General features: G+C 31.9%; 16 protein-coding genes and 1 tRNA gene. 14 read left to right on the top strand and 3 right to left on the bottom strand.

All coding sequences use genetic code 11. From position 1 onward, the window contains the following. Positions 1-135 precede the first annotated feature (135 nt). Complete coding sequence (locus AC1Q7L_RS03790) at positions 136-1,275, bottom strand: aminotransferase class I/II-fold pyridoxal phosphate-dependent enzyme (RefSeq protein WP_492305367.1); 1,140 nt, start codon at positions 1,273-1,275, stop codon at positions 136-138. Positions 1,276-1,363: 88 nt separating this feature from the next. Between AC1Q7L_RS03790 and AC1Q7L_RS03785 the strand changes: the two genes are divergently transcribed. The 5 genes from AC1Q7L_RS03785 to AC1Q7L_RS03765 all read left to right on the top strand — a co-directional run bounded on the left by AC1Q7L_RS03785 (position 1,364) and on the right by AC1Q7L_RS03765 (position 4,158). Then, complete coding sequence (locus tag AC1Q7L_RS03785) at positions 1,364-2,419, top strand: M28 family metallopeptidase (protein WP_492305368.1); 1,056 nt, start codon at positions 1,364-1,366, stop codon at positions 2,417-2,419. A 76-nt stretch (positions 2,420-2,495) separates the two neighbouring features. Then, positions 2,496-2,939, top strand: coding sequence for a GNAT family N-acetyltransferase (locus tag AC1Q7L_RS03780; protein ID WP_492305369.1), 444 nt, complete (start codon positions 2,496-2,498; stop codon positions 2,937-2,939). After that, positions 2,936-3,304, top strand: coding sequence for a VOC family protein (locus AC1Q7L_RS03775; protein ID WP_492305370.1), 369 nt, complete (start codon positions 2,936-2,938; stop codon positions 3,302-3,304). The genes AC1Q7L_RS03780 and AC1Q7L_RS03775 overlap by 4 nt, the downstream gene beginning before the upstream one ends. Before the next feature lie 69 nt (positions 3,305-3,373). Next, complete coding sequence (locus tag AC1Q7L_RS03770; RefSeq protein WP_492305371.1) at positions 3,374-3,874, top strand: endonuclease V; 501 nt, start codon at positions 3,374-3,376, stop codon at positions 3,872-3,874. Positions 3,875-3,978: 104 nt separating this feature from the next. Further along, the gene (locus AC1Q7L_RS03765; RefSeq protein ID WP_492305372.1) at positions 3,979-4,158 is read left to right on the top strand and encodes a hypothetical protein; all 180 of its coding nucleotides are present in this window, start codon (positions 3,979-3,981) and stop codon (positions 4,156-4,158) included. A gap of 105 nt (positions 4,159-4,263) precedes the next feature. Here AC1Q7L_RS03765 and AC1Q7L_RS03760 read toward each other — a convergent pair whose 3' ends face one another. Next, complete coding sequence (locus tag AC1Q7L_RS03760; RefSeq protein WP_492305373.1) at positions 4,264-5,688, bottom strand: hypothetical protein; 1,425 nt, start codon at positions 5,686-5,688, stop codon at positions 4,264-4,266. Positions 5,689-6,011: 323 nt separating this feature from the next. Here AC1Q7L_RS03760 and AC1Q7L_RS03755 point away from each other — a divergent pair, with 323 nt between their 5' ends. From AC1Q7L_RS03755 to AC1Q7L_RS03725, 7 genes are all read left to right on the top strand, one after another. After that, positions 6,012-7,676, top strand: coding sequence for a phage tail-like protein (locus AC1Q7L_RS03755; RefSeq protein ID WP_492305374.1), 1,665 nt, complete (start codon positions 6,012-6,014; stop codon positions 7,674-7,676). A gap of 13 nt (positions 7,677-7,689) precedes the next feature. Further along, the gene (locus AC1Q7L_RS03750) at positions 7,690-8,799 is read left to right on the top strand and encodes a phage tail-like protein (protein WP_492305375.1); all 1,110 of its coding nucleotides are present in this window, start codon (positions 7,690-7,692) and stop codon (positions 8,797-8,799) included. A 95-nt stretch (positions 8,800-8,894) separates the two neighbouring features. Further along, on the top strand, positions 8,895-9,971 hold the full coding sequence (locus AC1Q7L_RS03745; RefSeq protein ID WP_492329373.1) for a phage tail-like protein: 1,077 nt from the start codon (positions 8,895-8,897) through the stop codon (positions 9,969-9,971). 137 nt (positions 9,972-10,108) lie between these two features. Further along, positions 10,109-10,903, top strand: a complete 795-nt coding sequence (locus AC1Q7L_RS03740; RefSeq protein ID WP_492305376.1) for a choice-of-anchor J domain-containing protein — start codon at positions 10,109-10,111, stop codon at positions 10,901-10,903. A gap of 494 nt (positions 10,904-11,397) precedes the next feature. Beyond that, positions 11,398-12,195 carry an SDR family oxidoreductase gene (locus AC1Q7L_RS03735; RefSeq protein ID WP_492305377.1) on the top strand — a complete coding sequence of 266 codons (798 nt, stop codon included), beginning with the start codon at positions 11,398-11,400 and terminating at the stop codon, positions 12,193-12,195. A gap of 126 nt (positions 12,196-12,321) precedes the next feature. Further along, positions 12,322-13,236, top strand: a complete 915-nt coding sequence (locus AC1Q7L_RS03730) for a helix-turn-helix domain-containing protein (RefSeq protein ID WP_492305378.1) — start codon at positions 12,322-12,324, stop codon at positions 13,234-13,236. Positions 13,237-13,336: 100 nt separating this feature from the next. Further along, positions 13,337-13,702, top strand: coding sequence for a hypothetical protein (locus tag AC1Q7L_RS03725; RefSeq protein ID WP_492305379.1), 366 nt, complete (start codon positions 13,337-13,339; stop codon positions 13,700-13,702). Positions 13,703-13,819: 117 nt separating this feature from the next. Here the strand turns inward: AC1Q7L_RS03725 and AC1Q7L_RS03720 are convergent. Beyond that, positions 13,820-13,891 (bottom strand) — tRNA-Arg (locus AC1Q7L_RS03720). 181 nt (positions 13,892-14,072) lie between these two features. Here AC1Q7L_RS03720 and AC1Q7L_RS03715 point away from each other — a divergent pair. Together AC1Q7L_RS03715 and AC1Q7L_RS03710 are read left to right on the top strand one after the other, a co-directional pair. Further along, on the top strand, positions 14,073-15,566 hold the full coding sequence (locus tag AC1Q7L_RS03715) for a helix-turn-helix transcriptional regulator (protein ID WP_492305380.1): 1,494 nt from the start codon (positions 14,073-14,075) through the stop codon (positions 15,564-15,566). 525 nt (positions 15,567-16,091) lie between these two features. After that, the gene (locus tag AC1Q7L_RS03710; protein ID WP_492305381.1) at positions 16,092-17,585 is read left to right on the top strand and encodes a helix-turn-helix transcriptional regulator; all 1,494 of its coding nucleotides are present in this window, start codon (positions 16,092-16,094) and stop codon (positions 17,583-17,585) included. The last annotated feature ends 100 nt before the right edge of the window (positions 17,586-17,685 follow it).

The following is a 17,685-nucleotide window of genomic DNA, read 5'->3' as shown; positions in this document are numbered from 1 at the left end:
AAATATATAATCAAAGCACTGCAATAAGCGGTGCTTTTGTTTTATACGCAATCATCTGTGAAAATCTGTGAAATCTGCGGGAGAAAAAAATTATCATAATGAAGAGCTTTCTTCTTTTCTTGCAATGAAAAAAAACTATAAACTCTTCCTCAAATGCTCCAACGCCTTAATAATAACTTCGTCCTTTTTAGCAAAACTAAATCTCACATAATCAGAATTTTGTCTCGAATTATAAAATGCCGAAAGCGGAAGACAAGAAACCTTTTTCTCAATAGTCAGCCATTTTGAAAATTCTACATCACTCATCGTTTTAGAAATATTTCTAAAATTAACCACCTGAAACACACTTCCTTCTGCCTTTTGCTCAACTTCAAACGGAGTATCTTTAATCAATTCATTAAAAATATCTCTTTTATTCTGCATGAGTTTTTGTGTTTCTGAAGGATCAAAAACCTCTAAATATTTTGCCAGAGCATATTGAGCCGGAGCATTCGCACTGTAAGAAATATATTGTTGATGGCATCTGAATTTTGAAGTTAATTCTTCCGGTGTCAATAAATAGCTCACTTTCCAACCGGTGCAATGAAACATTTTGCCTAAAGAAAAGATACAGAAAGTCCTTTTCTTTAATTCAGGATGAAGAAAGGAACTGTAATGTTCAGTTCCATCATAGCAGTAAATATCATAGATTTCTTCTGAAATTAAATAAATTTCCTGATCTTTTATTAATTTATAAAGGTTATTCCAGTCAGATTTCGACCATATTTTTCCGGTCGGATTTTGTGGAGAATTGATAATAATTGCTTTTGTTTTTTGAGAAATACAATTTTGAAGTTTCTCCCAGTTTATGGTGAAATCGTTATCAAGATCATAATAGACAGGAATTCCGCCATTTAATACAATTGAAGGCCCATAAGTATAATAAGAAGGTTGAATTACAATAACTTCATCTCCTTGATTTAAAATAGATTTAAGGGAAGTATGTAAAGCAAAGGTTGCACACGGAACAATAGTCACCTCATTATTTTTAAGCTGAATACTGTTTTTCCGGTTTAAATTAAATTGAATAATGTTTTCAATTAACAAAGGATTTCCCGCAAGTGGCTCATAATTATGATGGTTATAGTCTGCAGATTCTTTTAAATATTGTTTTAAACGGTCGTCAATATCAAAATCAGGTAGACCTAAAGACAAGTCAAAACTATTATGTTTTGAAGCGAGTTCGGCCATATCGGTGAAAAATGAATAATGAGTAAATCCGTAAATTTTTTCCATCTATTTTGCATTTAAATCAAATATAAGAAAAATTGTAATTCGCCAAAGATTAAATAAATTTTGTTATTTTTAAACAAATTATTCTAGAATGAAAAAACTGCTTATTCCAATATTTTCTGTTGCTTTACTGGTAAGTTGCGGAACTTCAAAAGTTTCAAATAATACCTCAAAATCCACTGCACCGGTTGTTACTGTTGCGAAAGGAGATAAAGCTTTTCTTGCTGCTTACAAGACGATTACGGCTGATCATCTAAAGAAGAACTTATATGTAATTGCTTCTGATGAAATGGGCGGCAGAGATACTGGAAGTCCCGGACAGAAAAAAGCGGGAGAGTATATGATTAATTATTATAAAACTTTAGGGATTTCTTCTCCAAAAGCCTTAGGTTCTTATTATCAGAAGGTTCCGGCTGACTTTATGAAGAAAAGAGGCGGTGGAAATCTCCCTGATTCTGAAAATATTCTGGCTTTTATCGAAGGAAGTGAAAAACCTAACGAAATTGTTGTTGTTTCCGCACATTATGACCACGTGGGTACAAAAAATGGAGTAGTTTATAACGGAGCCGATGACGACGGAAGCGGAACAGTTGGCGTAATGGAGATTGCAAAAGCTTTTCAGAGTGCTAAAAAGGCTGGAAATGGTCCGAAACGATCAATTCTATTCCTTCATGTAACAGGAGAGGAACACGGCCTGTTTGGATCCGAATATTACACTGATAATCCTGTTTTTCCTTTAGCGAATACGGTGGTGGATTTAAATATTGATATGATCGGTCGTGATGATCCTGAGAATAGAGGAAAGCAATACGTGTATGTAATTGGTTCTGAAATGTTAAGCTCTGAATTGAAAGTGATTAATGAAGCCGCAAATAAGCGTACCAACAATCTCGAACTGAATTACAGATACGACGATCCAAATGATTCTGAAAGATTGTATTACAGATCAGACCATTATAATTTTGCTAAAAATAATATTCCTGTAGCATTTTTCTTTGACGGAATTAATGAAGATTACCATAAACCGACGGATAAGCCAGATAAAATTGACTATTCTCTATTGGAAAAAAGAACTCAATTGGTATTTGCAACGGCTTGGGAAATTGCCAATCGTGCAGAGAGAATTGTAGTTGATAAAAAACAATAAGTTACATTAAAAATAATAGATAAGCCTATATTAAATAAAACTTTATGGGCTTTTATTAAAGCTTTAATTAAAGAGTATGACCATTCGTGAAGCCAGAATTGAAGACATCCCACAGATTCAGATTGTAAGAAATTCTGTGAAGGAAAATATGTTGTCTGATCCTAATCTTGTAACAGATAAAGACTGTGAAGAATTTTTATTTGAAAGAGGAAAAGGCTGGGTTGGTGAAGTTGATTATCAGATCGTTGGATTTTCCATTGTTGATCTGAAAGAAAATAATATCTGGGCTTTGTTTCTGCATCCTGATTTCGAAAATCGAGGAATTGGCAGAAAACTTCATGACATTATGTTGGACTGGTATTTTGAACAGACAAAAGATAACATTTGGCTCGGAACTTCACCCAATACAAGAGCCGAAACTTTTTACAGAAAATCCGGCTGGAACGAGATCGGAACGCACGGAAAAGGAGAAATTAAGTTTGAAATGACTTACAACAATTGGAAAAACAGGAAATCATGAATCAAAATATAAAATCCATCAGACCTTTTATTGGTGCTAAAAATTTTGAGATCAGCAGTAATTTTTATAAAGATCTGGGTTTCGAAGAAATCGTTTTAGAGCATAATCTTTCTTTGTTTAAAAAGCAGGATATCGCATTCTATCTGCAAAATGCCTACGTAAAGGATTGGATCGAAAACACAATGCTTTTTATTGAAGTTGAGAACGTTGACCAATTTTGGGAAGAACTTTTATCTTTAAACTTAACAGAAAAATATGAAGGTGTAAAGTTAACACCCATCAAAACAATGGATTGGGGAAAAGAATGTTTCGTACACGATCCCTCAGGAATTTTATGGCATTTTGGAGAGTTTTTTAATAAATAAATTTGAAATTCACTGCTAAGCAAAATTTACTTTTTCACCATTCACAACTAAAATTCACGACCTAGATAAATGATTTACGCTTTCGATACGTATTATTACGATGATTATGCCAATACGATCTGTATTGCTTTTGAAGACTGGACTTCCGAAAAAGAGATTGAAATTTTCAGCGAAAAAACAAATATCACTTCCGATTATGAAAGTGGAGCGTTCTACAAAAGAGAACTCCCGTGCATTGTAAGCTTGTTACAAAAAATTGATCTTAAAGAAGGCGATATAATCATTGTTGATGGATACGTAACGCTGAATAATGATGGGAAAATAGGGTTGGGCGGCTATCTTTACGAAGCTTTAGATCAAAAATATCCAATCATTGGAATTGCAAAAAATGAATTCACAACACCGGATTCTCAAAGAAGAAATATTTACAGAGGAGAAAGCAAAACTCCTTTATTTCTTACTGCAATGGGAGTAAATGTAGATGAAATGGTTCCTAAAATCGAACAAATGCACGGTTCATACAGATTTCCCACTTTATTGAAAAAATTAGATCAATTAACAAGATTGTAATCTGATTTTCAATTAAATACAGATAACCTGACAAAAGTCATTATTATTACTATTTTTATTAAGTCTAAATAAATATAAATTTGTCTCAATAAAAATAAGTAGTAATGAAGAAGACATTTATCCTTTCTGCTATTGCCTTTTGCTCAATTATTGAAGCTCAATATTGTACACCGACGTTTCAATATGGAGTAGATGGCAATACTTCACAACTTCAATACGAATCTACACCAATGCGTGTTTCTGGAACTTATTTAATTGAAATTCAGAACAATAATCAAAAATAATCACAGAAAAAATTATTAAAAACTAAAAACACATATCTAATCATATCCATATCAATTTTTGTTTTTTTCTAACCGACAGGCTATATCTGTCGGTTTTTTTTGAATTTATAATTCTGAAAGCCATTTAATAAGACTTTCTTCAGAGGCCAAACCTAATTTCTTTTTAAGTCTGTATTTTTTTGTTTTCACAGATCTTGCAGTAATATTTTCATACTGAATAATCTCTTTTGTGTTAAGATTAAGCATCAGATAAGCACAAAGCTTTATTTCGTTATCCGTAAGATCAGGATTTACTGTCATTAATTTCTCATAAAATTCAGGATATAGTTTCTTAAAGCTTTTTAGAAAAAAAGGATCTTTATTTCTTGCTAATTTTACCAGTTTATCAAAGGAGGAATCTAATTTTTTCTTTAAGACATCAGTTTCTAAAGATTTCTCTTCAATAATTTCAGTATTTTTCTTCTGTTTTTTAATGTAAATCTTGCGTAAAAAATATAATAAGAGCGAAAAAGCTGTTACAATTAAAGCGATAAAAATATAGAGCTTATTTTTCTTTGCTTTTTCTTCATTTTCATTTTCTTTTTCTTTAATTAACTTATCTACAACATTTTGAAGTGTTTTTTTTTCATCTTTTTTAATTTCTTCGCTTGCAGAATTATAAAGATCAAGATATTCTTTAGCTTTATCGGGCATATTCATAGCACCGTAAACATTAGATATTTCAAGATAAACATTTCTTATGTCTCTGTAAACTTTTGCTTTTTTATTAATCTCTAAATATTGAAAATAATAATCTAAAGCCTTTTCATTTTCATTTTTTAAAGCATAAAGAGCTCCGAAATTGAAAAGCATGGATGCTTTATTATAAACATCCTCTTTGCGGGTTAATGGAAGAGCTTTATTTAAATAGTATTCTGCGGAATCCAGATGTTTATTTTGTCTCAGAAACCTATTTGCAATTTTAATATAAACTAAAGATTTTGGAGGAAGTTTCAAACTCTTATTTTGTACACTGTACATGGAATCTACTTCATTTAATGTTTCGAAATTATACCATTTCCATCCATAGCTATAATAAAGAATATCATTTTTCTGCTTTTGATCAGATATCTGTTTCGTTATTTTAATGGCTTTATCAAAACTTAAATTAGCTTGTTTATGTAGCCCCAATAAAGAATAATTAATACCATACTTGTTACTTAATTTAGCTTCCAGTACAGGATTTTTGATGTCTTTTAGTTCTTTTTTTGCCTGATCAAGATAACCTATACCTTCTTCAAACTTATTAAGTATCGAGAGTAGGTTCCCAATATGTATTAATGCTAAAGCAATACCTTCTTTATTGTCTTCAGCTTTGTAGTAATGTAGGGCTTCAATATTAAGATCTACAGCCTCTTGAGTTTTGCCATTATTTTTTAATTCATGATTAATACTGTCCAGCTCAGCTACTGTATATTTCTGAGAATAGCAGAAAGTATTTATAAATAATAAAAGAAAGATTGATCTTATGATGAAACTGCTTGGGAACATATTATGTTTTATACAAAAATAGGAATATCTATTAATAAGAATGATGATATTTAAGTAAAATTATACTCAATAAGTCATTTTTTTTAGTGTAAAATTTACATATCAGATACATCAAATTATCAACCTATTCCTTTGTATTTGTTTATTATTCAGTTGATTGTAATTATGCAGTACTATTGAAGTACTGCTTTTTCTTTATACTCACTGTAATTTTGCCTCAGAAAACTTCATAAGATGTACCGGTCATTTTTATGAGATACGATTCTAAACACACAATAAGGAAAACAAGAACAAAATTTAAAAATTCACTAAAACTTTAAAAAATGAAAAAAAAAGTAATTCTATTATCAATGCTAGCTTTTTCTTCTGCTGCATTTTCCCAGATTGGGATAAACACTCCAGATCCTAAAGCTTCTCTAGATGTTACTGCTAAAAATACTACAGGAACATCTACATTACCCGAAGGTATCCTAATCCCAAGAGTAGACAGGCAGAGAGCGCAATCTATGGCAAACGTAGTAACTTCTACTTTAATCTATGTAAATAATGCTTCTACGGGTTCCCAAACCGGAAGTGCTGCTAGGATAGATGCTGTAGGTTACTATTACTATAATGGTATAGAATGGACCAAGCTAAACTCAGGTTCAGGAACTAATGAAAATATTTTTAATACAAGTGGCTCACTTACTGAAAACCGATTAGTGACACAAGGAGACTACCTTATGACATTTGATACTAATGTTGTTAACGGTCTATCTGTAAGCAATATTAGCAAAGGAGGGTATATTTTTTCAGTTGATGGAAATAATAGTAGGGTAGGTATAGGAACAGTAGCTCCTACAAATAAATTGACTGTAGTAGATGGAAGTGCTAATGGTATTGCTTCATTTTCACACTCAAATGGAACTCAAGGTATCGGAATTGGATGGGCAGGTATTCAATCTTTAGGAACTAATTCAAATATAGATTTTAATCTTAATGCAAAAGGAACAGGGAAGATTATACTTCAGACAGAGAGTACTGGTAATGTTGGTATAGGAACTGCAACTCCTACAGCAAAATTAGACGTAGTAGGAGATAATATTTCAATTGGTAGTTCGCAACTAGGATCTTCATATCGAGGTAAGATCTCTGCTGAGGGTTCTGCGCTTAATAATCGTTGGATGAAATTTGATTCTGATTGGGATAGTTTGTTAGATGGAACTCGAGCTTTTGGTTTTTTTCGAGGAGATAGTAATGAATATATGACAATTTTGAATAATGGTAATGTGGGTATTGGATTTTCCACTCCTACGAATAAACTAGATGTCAGATCTACCACCGCAGGAGCTTTAAAAATAGTAGATGGTACACAAGGGAATAATAAGATTCTAACATCGGATGCTAATGGTGTTGCTACATGGCAAAACCCTGTTACAGATACCAATACTAATATTTACAATGCAAATGGTACCCTTTCAGGAAATTGTGTAGTAACCCAGGGAGCCAATACATTAGCCTTTACAGGGACAGCCGTAAATGCTTTCTCTGTAGATGGAGGTACATTTTCTATTGATGCAGCTAATAATAGAATAGGTGTAGGAACTACAGCACCCAATTACAGGTTAGATCTAAGTAGCGGATATGGAACAAGTCCAACGGATCCAAATGGAAAGAAGCTAGCAATCTATTCAGCTGTTGATGGAAATGGTTTTTATGGATTCGGAATCGGTGATAATGGAGATTTACATTTTCATGCAAATTCAAATAGAGATGGAGCTCCGAAAGCTGTATTAATGTCGTCAGGGAATATGGGTATTGGAACAACTACGCCACACGCCAGCGCCATACTAGATCTAAGCTCTACTACCCAAGGTTTTCTTCCTCCAAGAATGACAACAGCGCAAAGAGATGCGATTAACCCAAAACCTGCAGGCTTAATGATTTATAATTCAACTGTAAATATCATGCAATATTATAATGGTACTACTTGGATAAACTATAATTAAAATTTAATTTGAGATGAAAAAAAAAATAATATTTTATTTATTAGTTATATCTAATATTATATTTGGGCAGAATTCTCCTTACAAGGGGTTTCTTCCTCCAAGAATGACTACAGTACAAAGAAATGCCATTCTTTCGCCACGTCCCGGCTTGATGATCTATAATACAACAGTAAATTGTATGCAGAATTGGAACAATACAATATGGGTATCCAAGTGTGGAACTACTCCTCCGCCGACAGGAAGTATTACAACCCTAAACTGTGCAGGAGCTACTTCTACAGGTACACTGACAAGTGGAGTAGCCGCTTCTGGAGTTTCTTCCAACATTTCGTATACTGGAGGTAATGGAGGTCCTCATAGTGGACAAAGTATTACTTCTACAGGAGTGGCGGGGTTAACGGCAATTGTAGCAGCTGGAAATTTTGCTAATGGAAACGGAAGTTTAACTTATACAATTACGGGAATACCTTCCACATCTAGTACTGCAAATTTTGCTATAAATATTGGTGGAAGGACCTGTACATTGTCCAGAACAGTGGCTGTTGGTAATCCTCCTCCTTCAGACAATTCTGCTTATTGTGGTGGGTGGGCTGTTGCTATGAACACTGCTAGTGGTAATAGTCAATACACTACTACAGGATATGTAAGTGGACAATATATTACTGCTAGTGTTTATACGACAAATTTGATGGAGGGTATTTATGGATCGTCCTTCTATTCTCATGGACAATACTCAAGATGTAGCATGACAAATATACCTCAAATATTTATGTCTAGAACAGCAACTGCAGGAAGAATAAGAATCGTTTTTAGTAGAATGGTAAGTAACGTAAAAGTTGGATTTTATGATAATTTTTCATCAAACGTAACTTACACTATTTCTACAAAAAGAAATGGAAGTAATGTATTACCTACTTATACAAAACTAAGTAATTGTCCAGATTTATTTACCGTTTCTAATAATGGAACTGTAAGAATGAATATTAATTATAATCAGGGAGGTAACGGACCTAACGTTGCAGCTAATGTAGGAGGGGTATGGTTTAATGAAATACAGGTAGATATTCCAGCTAGCCCTAATAATCAAGCCAATATAAATTTCTGTGTTAATGCAGCACAATAAATAGAAATTTAATTTACATACTAAGTGTTTTAGCCATAGGTTTCTGTATTTCTCTTTGGCTTTTTTTTCAATAGATTAAAAATTTCATGAAAGAGATGAAAAAAAAAATAATATTTTATTTATTAGTTATATCTAATATGATATTTGGGCAGAATTCCCCTTACAAGGGGTTTCTTCCTCCAAGAATGACTACAGTACAAAGAAATGCCATTCTTTCGCCACCTCCCGGGTTGATGATCTATAATACAACAGTAAATTGTATGCAGAATTGGAACAATACAATATGGGTATCCAAATGTGGAACTACCCCTCCGCCAACAGGAAGTATTGCAACCTTAAACTGTGCAGGATCTACTAACTACGGTACTTTAACAGCAGGAATTGTCGCATCTGGAATCTCTTCTGTTATCTCATATACTGGAGGAAACGGAGGCCCTCATAGTGGACAAACAGTAGCGTCTACAGGAGTTACAGGTTTAACTGCCATATTAAGTGGAGGAAGTTTTGCCAATGGAAACGGTACTCTTACTTATATTATAATAGGAACACCTTCTGCATTTGGGACAGCATATTTTGCGATTAATATAGGAGGAAAAACATGTACATTAACAAGACAGATTGTAGAACCACCTGTGCCAAGGTACAATGGTTGTTCATGGAATATACCAAAGCTAGGATATAACCAATTTTCTACAGGAAACATAAATAATAAATCAGTAACAGCTACACTAATTGCTGAAAACAATACTCAAGGAATTGCCTCTGCCAATGCAACAAATTGTGGTATTTCCTATCCTTCTAACTATTATTGGTTTGGAAGAAATAATAATCCCTCATCTTTAACGATGAAGTTTAGCCGAAAAGTAAGCAATCTAGCAATAACAATTTATGGGGCAAATAGAAACGAAAATTTTAGCTTTACATTGAAAAAGAATAATGTTATTGTTACTTCAACAAATACAATTACTGCTGGAAACTGCTCAGGTGATTTTAATATATATAGTTCATCAGTATACTGTAATAATCCACCTAATCCTATTTTTATAGGCCAGAGAGCAGGTTCTTCTATAATAGTTAATTTAGGAAGCGTTTGGTTTGATGAAATCTCAATAAATACAAACGGTGCTGGGAATGGTTCTGCTGTAGCATTATGTGTAGGGAATACCTATTAATCAATAAAAGAAAATATTAAAAATACTTGATTTTCCATTTTAGTACCCTCGCCAAAGGTCTTTATTATTTAAAACCTTTGGCGAAACTAAAAAATCAATTTTATATTAATTCATATTAGACTACTAAAATCAATTTTATGAAAAAAAATCTATTACTAGGAGTATTTGTAATGCTCCCCTTTATATCTCACGCACAAACGGTTGTGTTTCAGGAAACATTTGATAATAATTCTCCCACAGTTTCAAGCTGGGAAATGATCGACCGTGACGGCGATACAGGAGAGTGGTTTTTTACAAATACGACACCAACATTGGTCTATTGGGGATTTTCCGGAAGAGTTGCTATTTCTTACAGCGCATTCGGAAATGTAGATAACTTGCTAGTTTCTCCCGCTATTGATCTTCCATTGGTCAATCAGCTGTCGTTATCGTATGCTGTAACGTCCAGATCAGATGTGCCGGCAGAACATTATGCTGTCTATGTATTGCCTTCAACGGTAAATTTTACAGGGAATGAAATTCCTCTTTTTGAAGAAACATTAACCGTAGCAGATACCGAAAAAGCTTCATTGAAAACAATAGATCTATCATCATTTGCAGGACAAAACGTGAAAATCTATTTCAGGCATTTTGATTGTGAACAGGATTATTTAATTATGGATGATGTAAAAATTACCCAATCTAATGTTTTAGGATCTCAGGAAACGAGCAAACGTAAAATAGGTATTTATCCGAACTCTGTTACAGATTATCTTACCATACAATCTGCATCAAAAATATCCAAAGCAGAAATATTTGATATGATGGGACGAAAAATAAGCACCCATTTTAACGATAACAAAATAGATGTTCGAAACCTGCAACCCGGAAACTATATCATTTCAATAGAAACATTACAAGGTATTACTTCTGAGAAATTTATAAAAAAATGATGGTAAAGAAATTTAAAAATCATACAAAAGATAAAAAATCCTAATATTTACTTAGATTAAATTTGTTTTAGTGTTAACCGGAGATTATGGTGTTGATAATCTCCGGTTTTTTATTTATAAACGAAACTTTAAACTTCAATAGCCAGTCTTTTAACCTCATCGTTGAGTCTTTTTATCTCAACAACCATACAAAAAATATCTCACGCGAGCCTTTTATACTCAATGACGACTCTTTTAGTGTCGCGGTTGAGTCTTTTTGATTGGAATTTGAGGTTTTTATACTCAAAGAAGAACCTTTTAACCTCAACGTTGATTCTTTTAGGCTGGAGTTTGACACAAAAAGAGTCAAATTGTCAGTTTTGAAAATCATATTTGATGATTTCATTCATTACAAAATCAATTTCCGTTTTGGCTACATCTTTATCCAATTTGGCAACTTCAGCCTTTCACTGAATGCAGACCTTTGTCATGTAAAATTTAAACAAACAAAAAAAATGAAAACAATTTTTATAACAGGTGCCTCTACAGGATTAGGAAAAGCAACAGCAAAATTATTTCAAAGCAATGGCTGGAACGTTATCGCAACAATGAGAAATCCGGAATCGGAAACAGAACTTACACAACTTGAAAATGTATCTGTTCTTCCGTTAGATGTTACCAATTTTGGACAGATTCAGTCGACTGTAAAAAAAGCATTGGAAATCAGTGATATTGATTTGGTTTTCAATAATGCAGGATATGGTTTGATTGGCCCGTTGGAAGCTTTAAACGATGATCAGATCGTAAAACAACTGAATACCAATTTATTAGGTGTTATTCGTGTAACTCAGGCATTTATTCCCTATTTCAGAGAAAAAAGAAAAGGAATGTTCATTACAACAACATCTATCGGTGGATTGATCGCATTTCCATTAGGATCAACCTATCACGCAACAAAATGGGCATTGGAAGGCTGGAGCGAGAGTTTAGCTTACGAACTTAATACATTTGGAATTGATGTAAAAACGGTATCTCCTGGAGGAATTAAAACAGATTTTGTAAGCCGTTCTTTAGACGTAGGAACTCAGCCGGAATATCAGGAAATGGTAGATAAGCTATTTTCCAGCATGGATGGAATGATGGAAGCAGCTTCTGAACCAGTACAGATTGCAGAAGTTGTTTACGAAGCTGCAACAGACGGGAAAAATAAATTGAGATATGTAGCTGGAGAAGATGCCAATGCAATATATGCACAACGTCAGGAATTGGGAGCCGAAGCTTTCAGAGAGCAGTTCGGGAAACAGTTTATTTAAGTGAATAGGGTGTGAGTGTTTAAGTGTAGACGAGTTTTAGGGCTTGTTCTTATTCAATTTATGAGTAATTTACACTTAAACACTATTGCCCTAAAACTCTCAAACATAATTTTGTAACTTTAAATTATGGAAAAGAAAGAAAATGCTCCGTTAAAAATTTCATCCATCTGGGAATTGCATCAGATATTACAGCTTCCGAAACCTTTGCATCCGATGATCAGTTTGATAGATAATACGCAAATGGTCATTAATAAAGACATGCTCAAACGTAATTTTATAATGGAATTTTATAAAATTTCTTACAAATTTTCTGAGAACGGAAAAATGGGATACGGGCAGGGTTATTACGATTTCAACGAGGGCGGAATGATGTTTACAGCTCCCAATCAGATCTTATCGACGGATGAAGAGGCGTATTATCATGGCTATACATTGCTAATTCATCCTGATTTTTTAAGAAATTATCCGTTAGCGAAAACCATTAAAAAATTTGGCTTCTTTTCTTATGACACCAATGAAGCCTTGCATTTATCAGACAAGGAAAAAACAATTGTTGTTGGATTATTAAACAATATTTTGGGTGAATTAAATACAGCCATCGACGAGATCAGTCAGGATGTAATTGTATCTTATGTCGAAGTTTTATTGAATTACAGCAACCGATTTTACAAGAGACAATTTATCACCAGAAAGAGTTTCAGTAATGATCTTCTTACTAAAATGGAGGATTTGTTGGATAACTATTTTAACCAACAAGAAACCTTAACAAAAGGTCTTCCAACGGTGGAATTTCTGGCTTCCGAGCTTAATCTTTCGCCACATTATCTGAGTGATATGCTTCGTAATTTGACAGGGCAAAATGCTCAGCAACATATTCATGAAAAACTGATCGAAAAAGCAAAAGAATATCTCACAACAACCAATTTCTCTGTTGCAGAAGTTGCTTATCAATTAGGTTTCGAACATTCGCAATCTTTCAATAAATTATTTAAAAAGAAAACGGATACAACGCCTTTGATTTACAGGCAGTCGTTTAATTAAAAAATATTCAGATTTAAAATCAAGTGCCTATAAATTGTATAGGCATTTTGCTTTTTATTGAGCTAAAATTTTATTTTTGCAGTTCAAAAAAAACAATTGCATGAAAAAAATTATAGCATTGGGATTACTTAATCTCTCAACTCTCGGTTTCGCACAAAAAATTTATACAAAAATTAGTGATTCTAAAATAAATCCTGAAAGACTTCAGGTTGCACAAAGTTTTATTAATCAGTACTTGGATAAATGTAAAAATAAAGATTATACAGAATTTAAAGGTTTTATTATTTCTAAAAGAATAGAAAAGGAGATAAACCAAGATAGAGAAAAAGCATGTTTAGATACAGAAAATATAAAAATTTTAGGATTAAATTCAGTCTATATTCAGGATTATACTAAAGATTATGATCCTGTTGAGCTGTTTGTTTACGATATCAGTGATGAAAAATTCCCACCCACAAATATTTAAGCACTTGGGTATATCACGATAAAAATGTTATTGGCGGACTTTGGATTTCTCAAGAAAAACCAATCTATAAAAAGAAGAAAAAATCTGAATAAGCTACACCCATATTTATCTGTTTTGCAGCCCCACCAGGAATCGAAGCAAGATCTAAAGTTTAGGAAACTTCTATTCTATCCATTGAATTATGAGGCCTTTATATACTCAAAGTTATTAATTAATTAAAAAAAATAAAGTACAGCAGCAATACTGTACTTTATTTTTTTTAATTAATCAGTATTAATATTAAATTTCAAATTATTAATTGATAACTTAGATTTATTGTTATAAATGACAATAAAAGTATTAAATGTATATTATTTTTAATAATCCTCAAATGCAGAACTTTAAAATAAAATATTTTTTCATTATTGTCTTTTTGACCTTTCATGTGTATTCTTTTGCACAAACAGATCAGAAAAAAAAGATTGATAGTCTTTCTCATTTGATAATGAAAACGTATGTTGAGGGTAACTTCAATCAATATGCTATTTTACAGAATACGACAGAATTATATTATATTTCTAAGGAAAATAAAAATGTTGATGCTCAGCTTCTTTCTCTTTTTGAGGAAGCCAAAGTATATTATATTAATGGCAGCATCGATACGGCCCTTTTGAAAATAAGTGAAGGTATTGATCTGGCAAAATCAGAAAAGAAATATAATTTTCTTTGTCGTTTTCTGCTGATCTATCAAAGATTACTTTTAGAACTTGATCATCTTCAGGCATCAAAAGATATTTTATATAAAGCTATAGAATACAACGGTTTAGTAGAGTTGACGGAAGATAAAGTAACAAATAATGTTTATATTCTTCTGGCAAAAGCTGATATTCTTGCAATAAATGATGCCAAAAAAGATAAAAACCAGATTATTGCTCTAAAAAAACAGGCTTATACCGATGCTCAGAATCTTAAAAGTTCTAACATTTTAAAGACTATTACAGTAATTTTTTCATCAGAATCCTTCGCTTTATCACTTGTTTCTTATGGAATGACGGATGAGGCTAAAAAATATTCTAAAATTATTGATGATATTCTTATACATTATCCAAGTGATGCATTAAGGTTTCAAAATTTTATTATAAAGGGAAAAATAGCAAATGCTGAAAAAGAATATGTTGCGGCAATAGAAATTTATACTCAGGCAGCAGCAATTGCAAAGAAAAATAAAAACTATTTTAAATTATATGAAGCCTATCCCTTAATTTCTGAATCCTACAATGGATTAAAGGATTACGAAAGATCTTCATTTTATTCAAAATCATATAAAATCCTGGTTGACAGTATTAATATTGTGAAGAAAAATGCGGGAGATGTAACGGTGGTAAATAGAATTAATGCAAAAGTTTTAAGTCCGGCAGACAGTAAAATCTCGATAAAATATATAATAATTTCAATTTTAATCGTTTTGTTGGGTATAATTGCATTTATTTTTTACAGAAAAAAAACTAAAAAGAAGGAAATTGATAGGGTAGAAACTCATGAAAATAATATTATTTCTGAAAGCAACACAAATGAATTGAATGATGATTCTGCGGTCACGAAAAAATTAGTTGAACTGGCAAAAGATGATATCAATACATTTCACGTAGAATTTAGAAAAGCGTATCCTACATTTTATAAGACGCTCCAGGAGAAATACCCTGAGCTTAACATATCTGATATTAATTTTTGCTCGCTTATAAAAATGAATTTCGGAATTAAAGAGATCGCTCAGTTTACAAAATCAAGCGTAAGAGCCGTTGAAGCAAGGAAATACAGAATAAATAAAAAAATGCAGTTGAAAAATCAAAATGAACTCTTCATTATTCTTTCAATAATTAATTAAAAAAAGAAGCACAAATTTACACAAGTTCTTACCAAAATATCACATTTTCATGGCTGTATAAGTATATGGTATTGATAATCAAATTGTTTCAAATTTGGAGTATAAATGCAGTAGCATAGTTTTTTTATGCTATCAATAATTTTGTACCAGAAGTTGCAGTGAATTATTCAAATGAAACATTATTTTTTCTACTGAATTTTTACTGTATTATTCAAAATACACACACCCCAAAATTAGAAGAAATGAAAATTATTTGATCGGAAGCAAAATACCTGAAATCTAACCGCCTGTATTCTTATTATTCTGTTATAGACAGTTAAAAAAAAGACTTTCTGCATATCTTCAAGAGAAATCAGATTCTATTTTTTTGAATTCTTAGTTTAAAAAATTAATTAAAATTTTCCGTCGGCTTAAAAATCCTATGATGAAAAATACTTAGGATGAACAATCATGTCTTCACATATCACAATTCAAAATTCCTTTTAAAAAGGAGTTTAATCACACACCACTTAAAAAACAACTCAAATGCAAAGGATTAAAAGGGTAAAAAGAACATTTTTTACTATTATATTTTTTCTTTTTTACAATTGCTTTTATGCTCAGAAAGATTATAAAAAGAAAATTGACAGCATTAACGGTTTAATAGAAAAAAGTTATATAGAAGGTAACTTTGATGAGAATATTATTCTAAAAAATCTTACAGATCTTTATTATTTATCACGTGAAAATAGTTGCAAGGAAGGTCAGATCATTTCACTTTTTGAGCAGGCAAAGATATACTTCATTAATGGTGATCTAAATAAGACTTTAGTGAAAATTAATGAAGGTATTGATCTGGCAAAATCACAGAAAGACTACAATTCACTGTGTCGCTTTCTGCTCATATATCAGGATTTGCTTTTTAAAATTGATTATTTAAACATTTCAAAACAAATCTTAGCAAAGGCGGAAGAATATAATGACCTTGTAAGTTCACAGGAAGAAAAAAATATTAATGATATTTATATTCTTTTGGGAAAGGCAGATCTATTGGCATTGAATGAAAATATGATCAGCATTAATCAAATCATAAGATTAAAAAAACAGGCCTACGCAGAAGCTTTAAAAATTAAAGACTCCAATAAGCTTAAAAGGCTTACGCTGATCTATACCCTCGAATCTCTTACTGAATCTCTCGTGAAATTTGGGAAAACAAAAGAAGCCAAAAAGTATATAAATAGTACTGATACACTTTTAAAGGCTTATCCCAGTGAAGGTTTGGTGATTCAAAATTTAGTGATAAAGGGGAATGCCGAAAATACAGATGAAAATTATGATCAGGCTATAAAGTATTTTTCTCTTGCCATTTCAAAAGCAAAAGAAAGCAAAAATGCTTATATACTCTACGAAATCTATCCGCTGATTTCCGAGTCATATGAAGGTCTGAATTCTCCTGAAAAAGCAAAAATTTATTCTCATGCCTATGCCCAGATCCTTGACAGCGTTGATACTGTAAAAGATAAAACAAGTGAGATCAATTATATTGACAGCATACGATATAAAGTTCTCAATAAAAATAAACAAAAAATAACAGAAAGATGCTCTCTTATAATTTTCAGTGTTATTTTTGGAATCATATCGATAATTATTTTGTTGAAAATTAAGATCAAAAATAAACAGAATTTAAATCTTTCAATATCGGAAACTCTTCACGAAACTGAAATTCCGTCTGAATATGGAGTAGAAGACACAAAAGAACTTGTTTTTCTTGCCAAAAAAGACATCAATACTTTTTATCTGGAATTTCAAAAGCAGTATCCTTCATTTTATAAAACCCTCAAAGACAATTATTCCGAACTTAATGTTTCCGATATCAATTTTTGTTCATTAATCAAGCTGAATTTTAGCATTAAAGAAATTTCACAGCTTACAAATTCAAGTTTAAGAGCTGCCGAAGCCAGGAAATATAGAATCAATAAAAAGATGCAGCTTAAAAGCCAAAACGAATTATTTATAATCCTTTCGATATTGAATAATTAGCATACACAAATTTACACAACCACAATAAAGGGAATAACCATTTTATCACAAATTAATTTTCAAATAACTAAAAATCAATCAGTTGAAAAATTAAAGTAGC

The organism is Chryseobacterium sp. GW823-FHT05E08, assembly GCF_058795655.1.
This window is presented reverse-complemented; position numbering and strand designations above follow the sequence as displayed.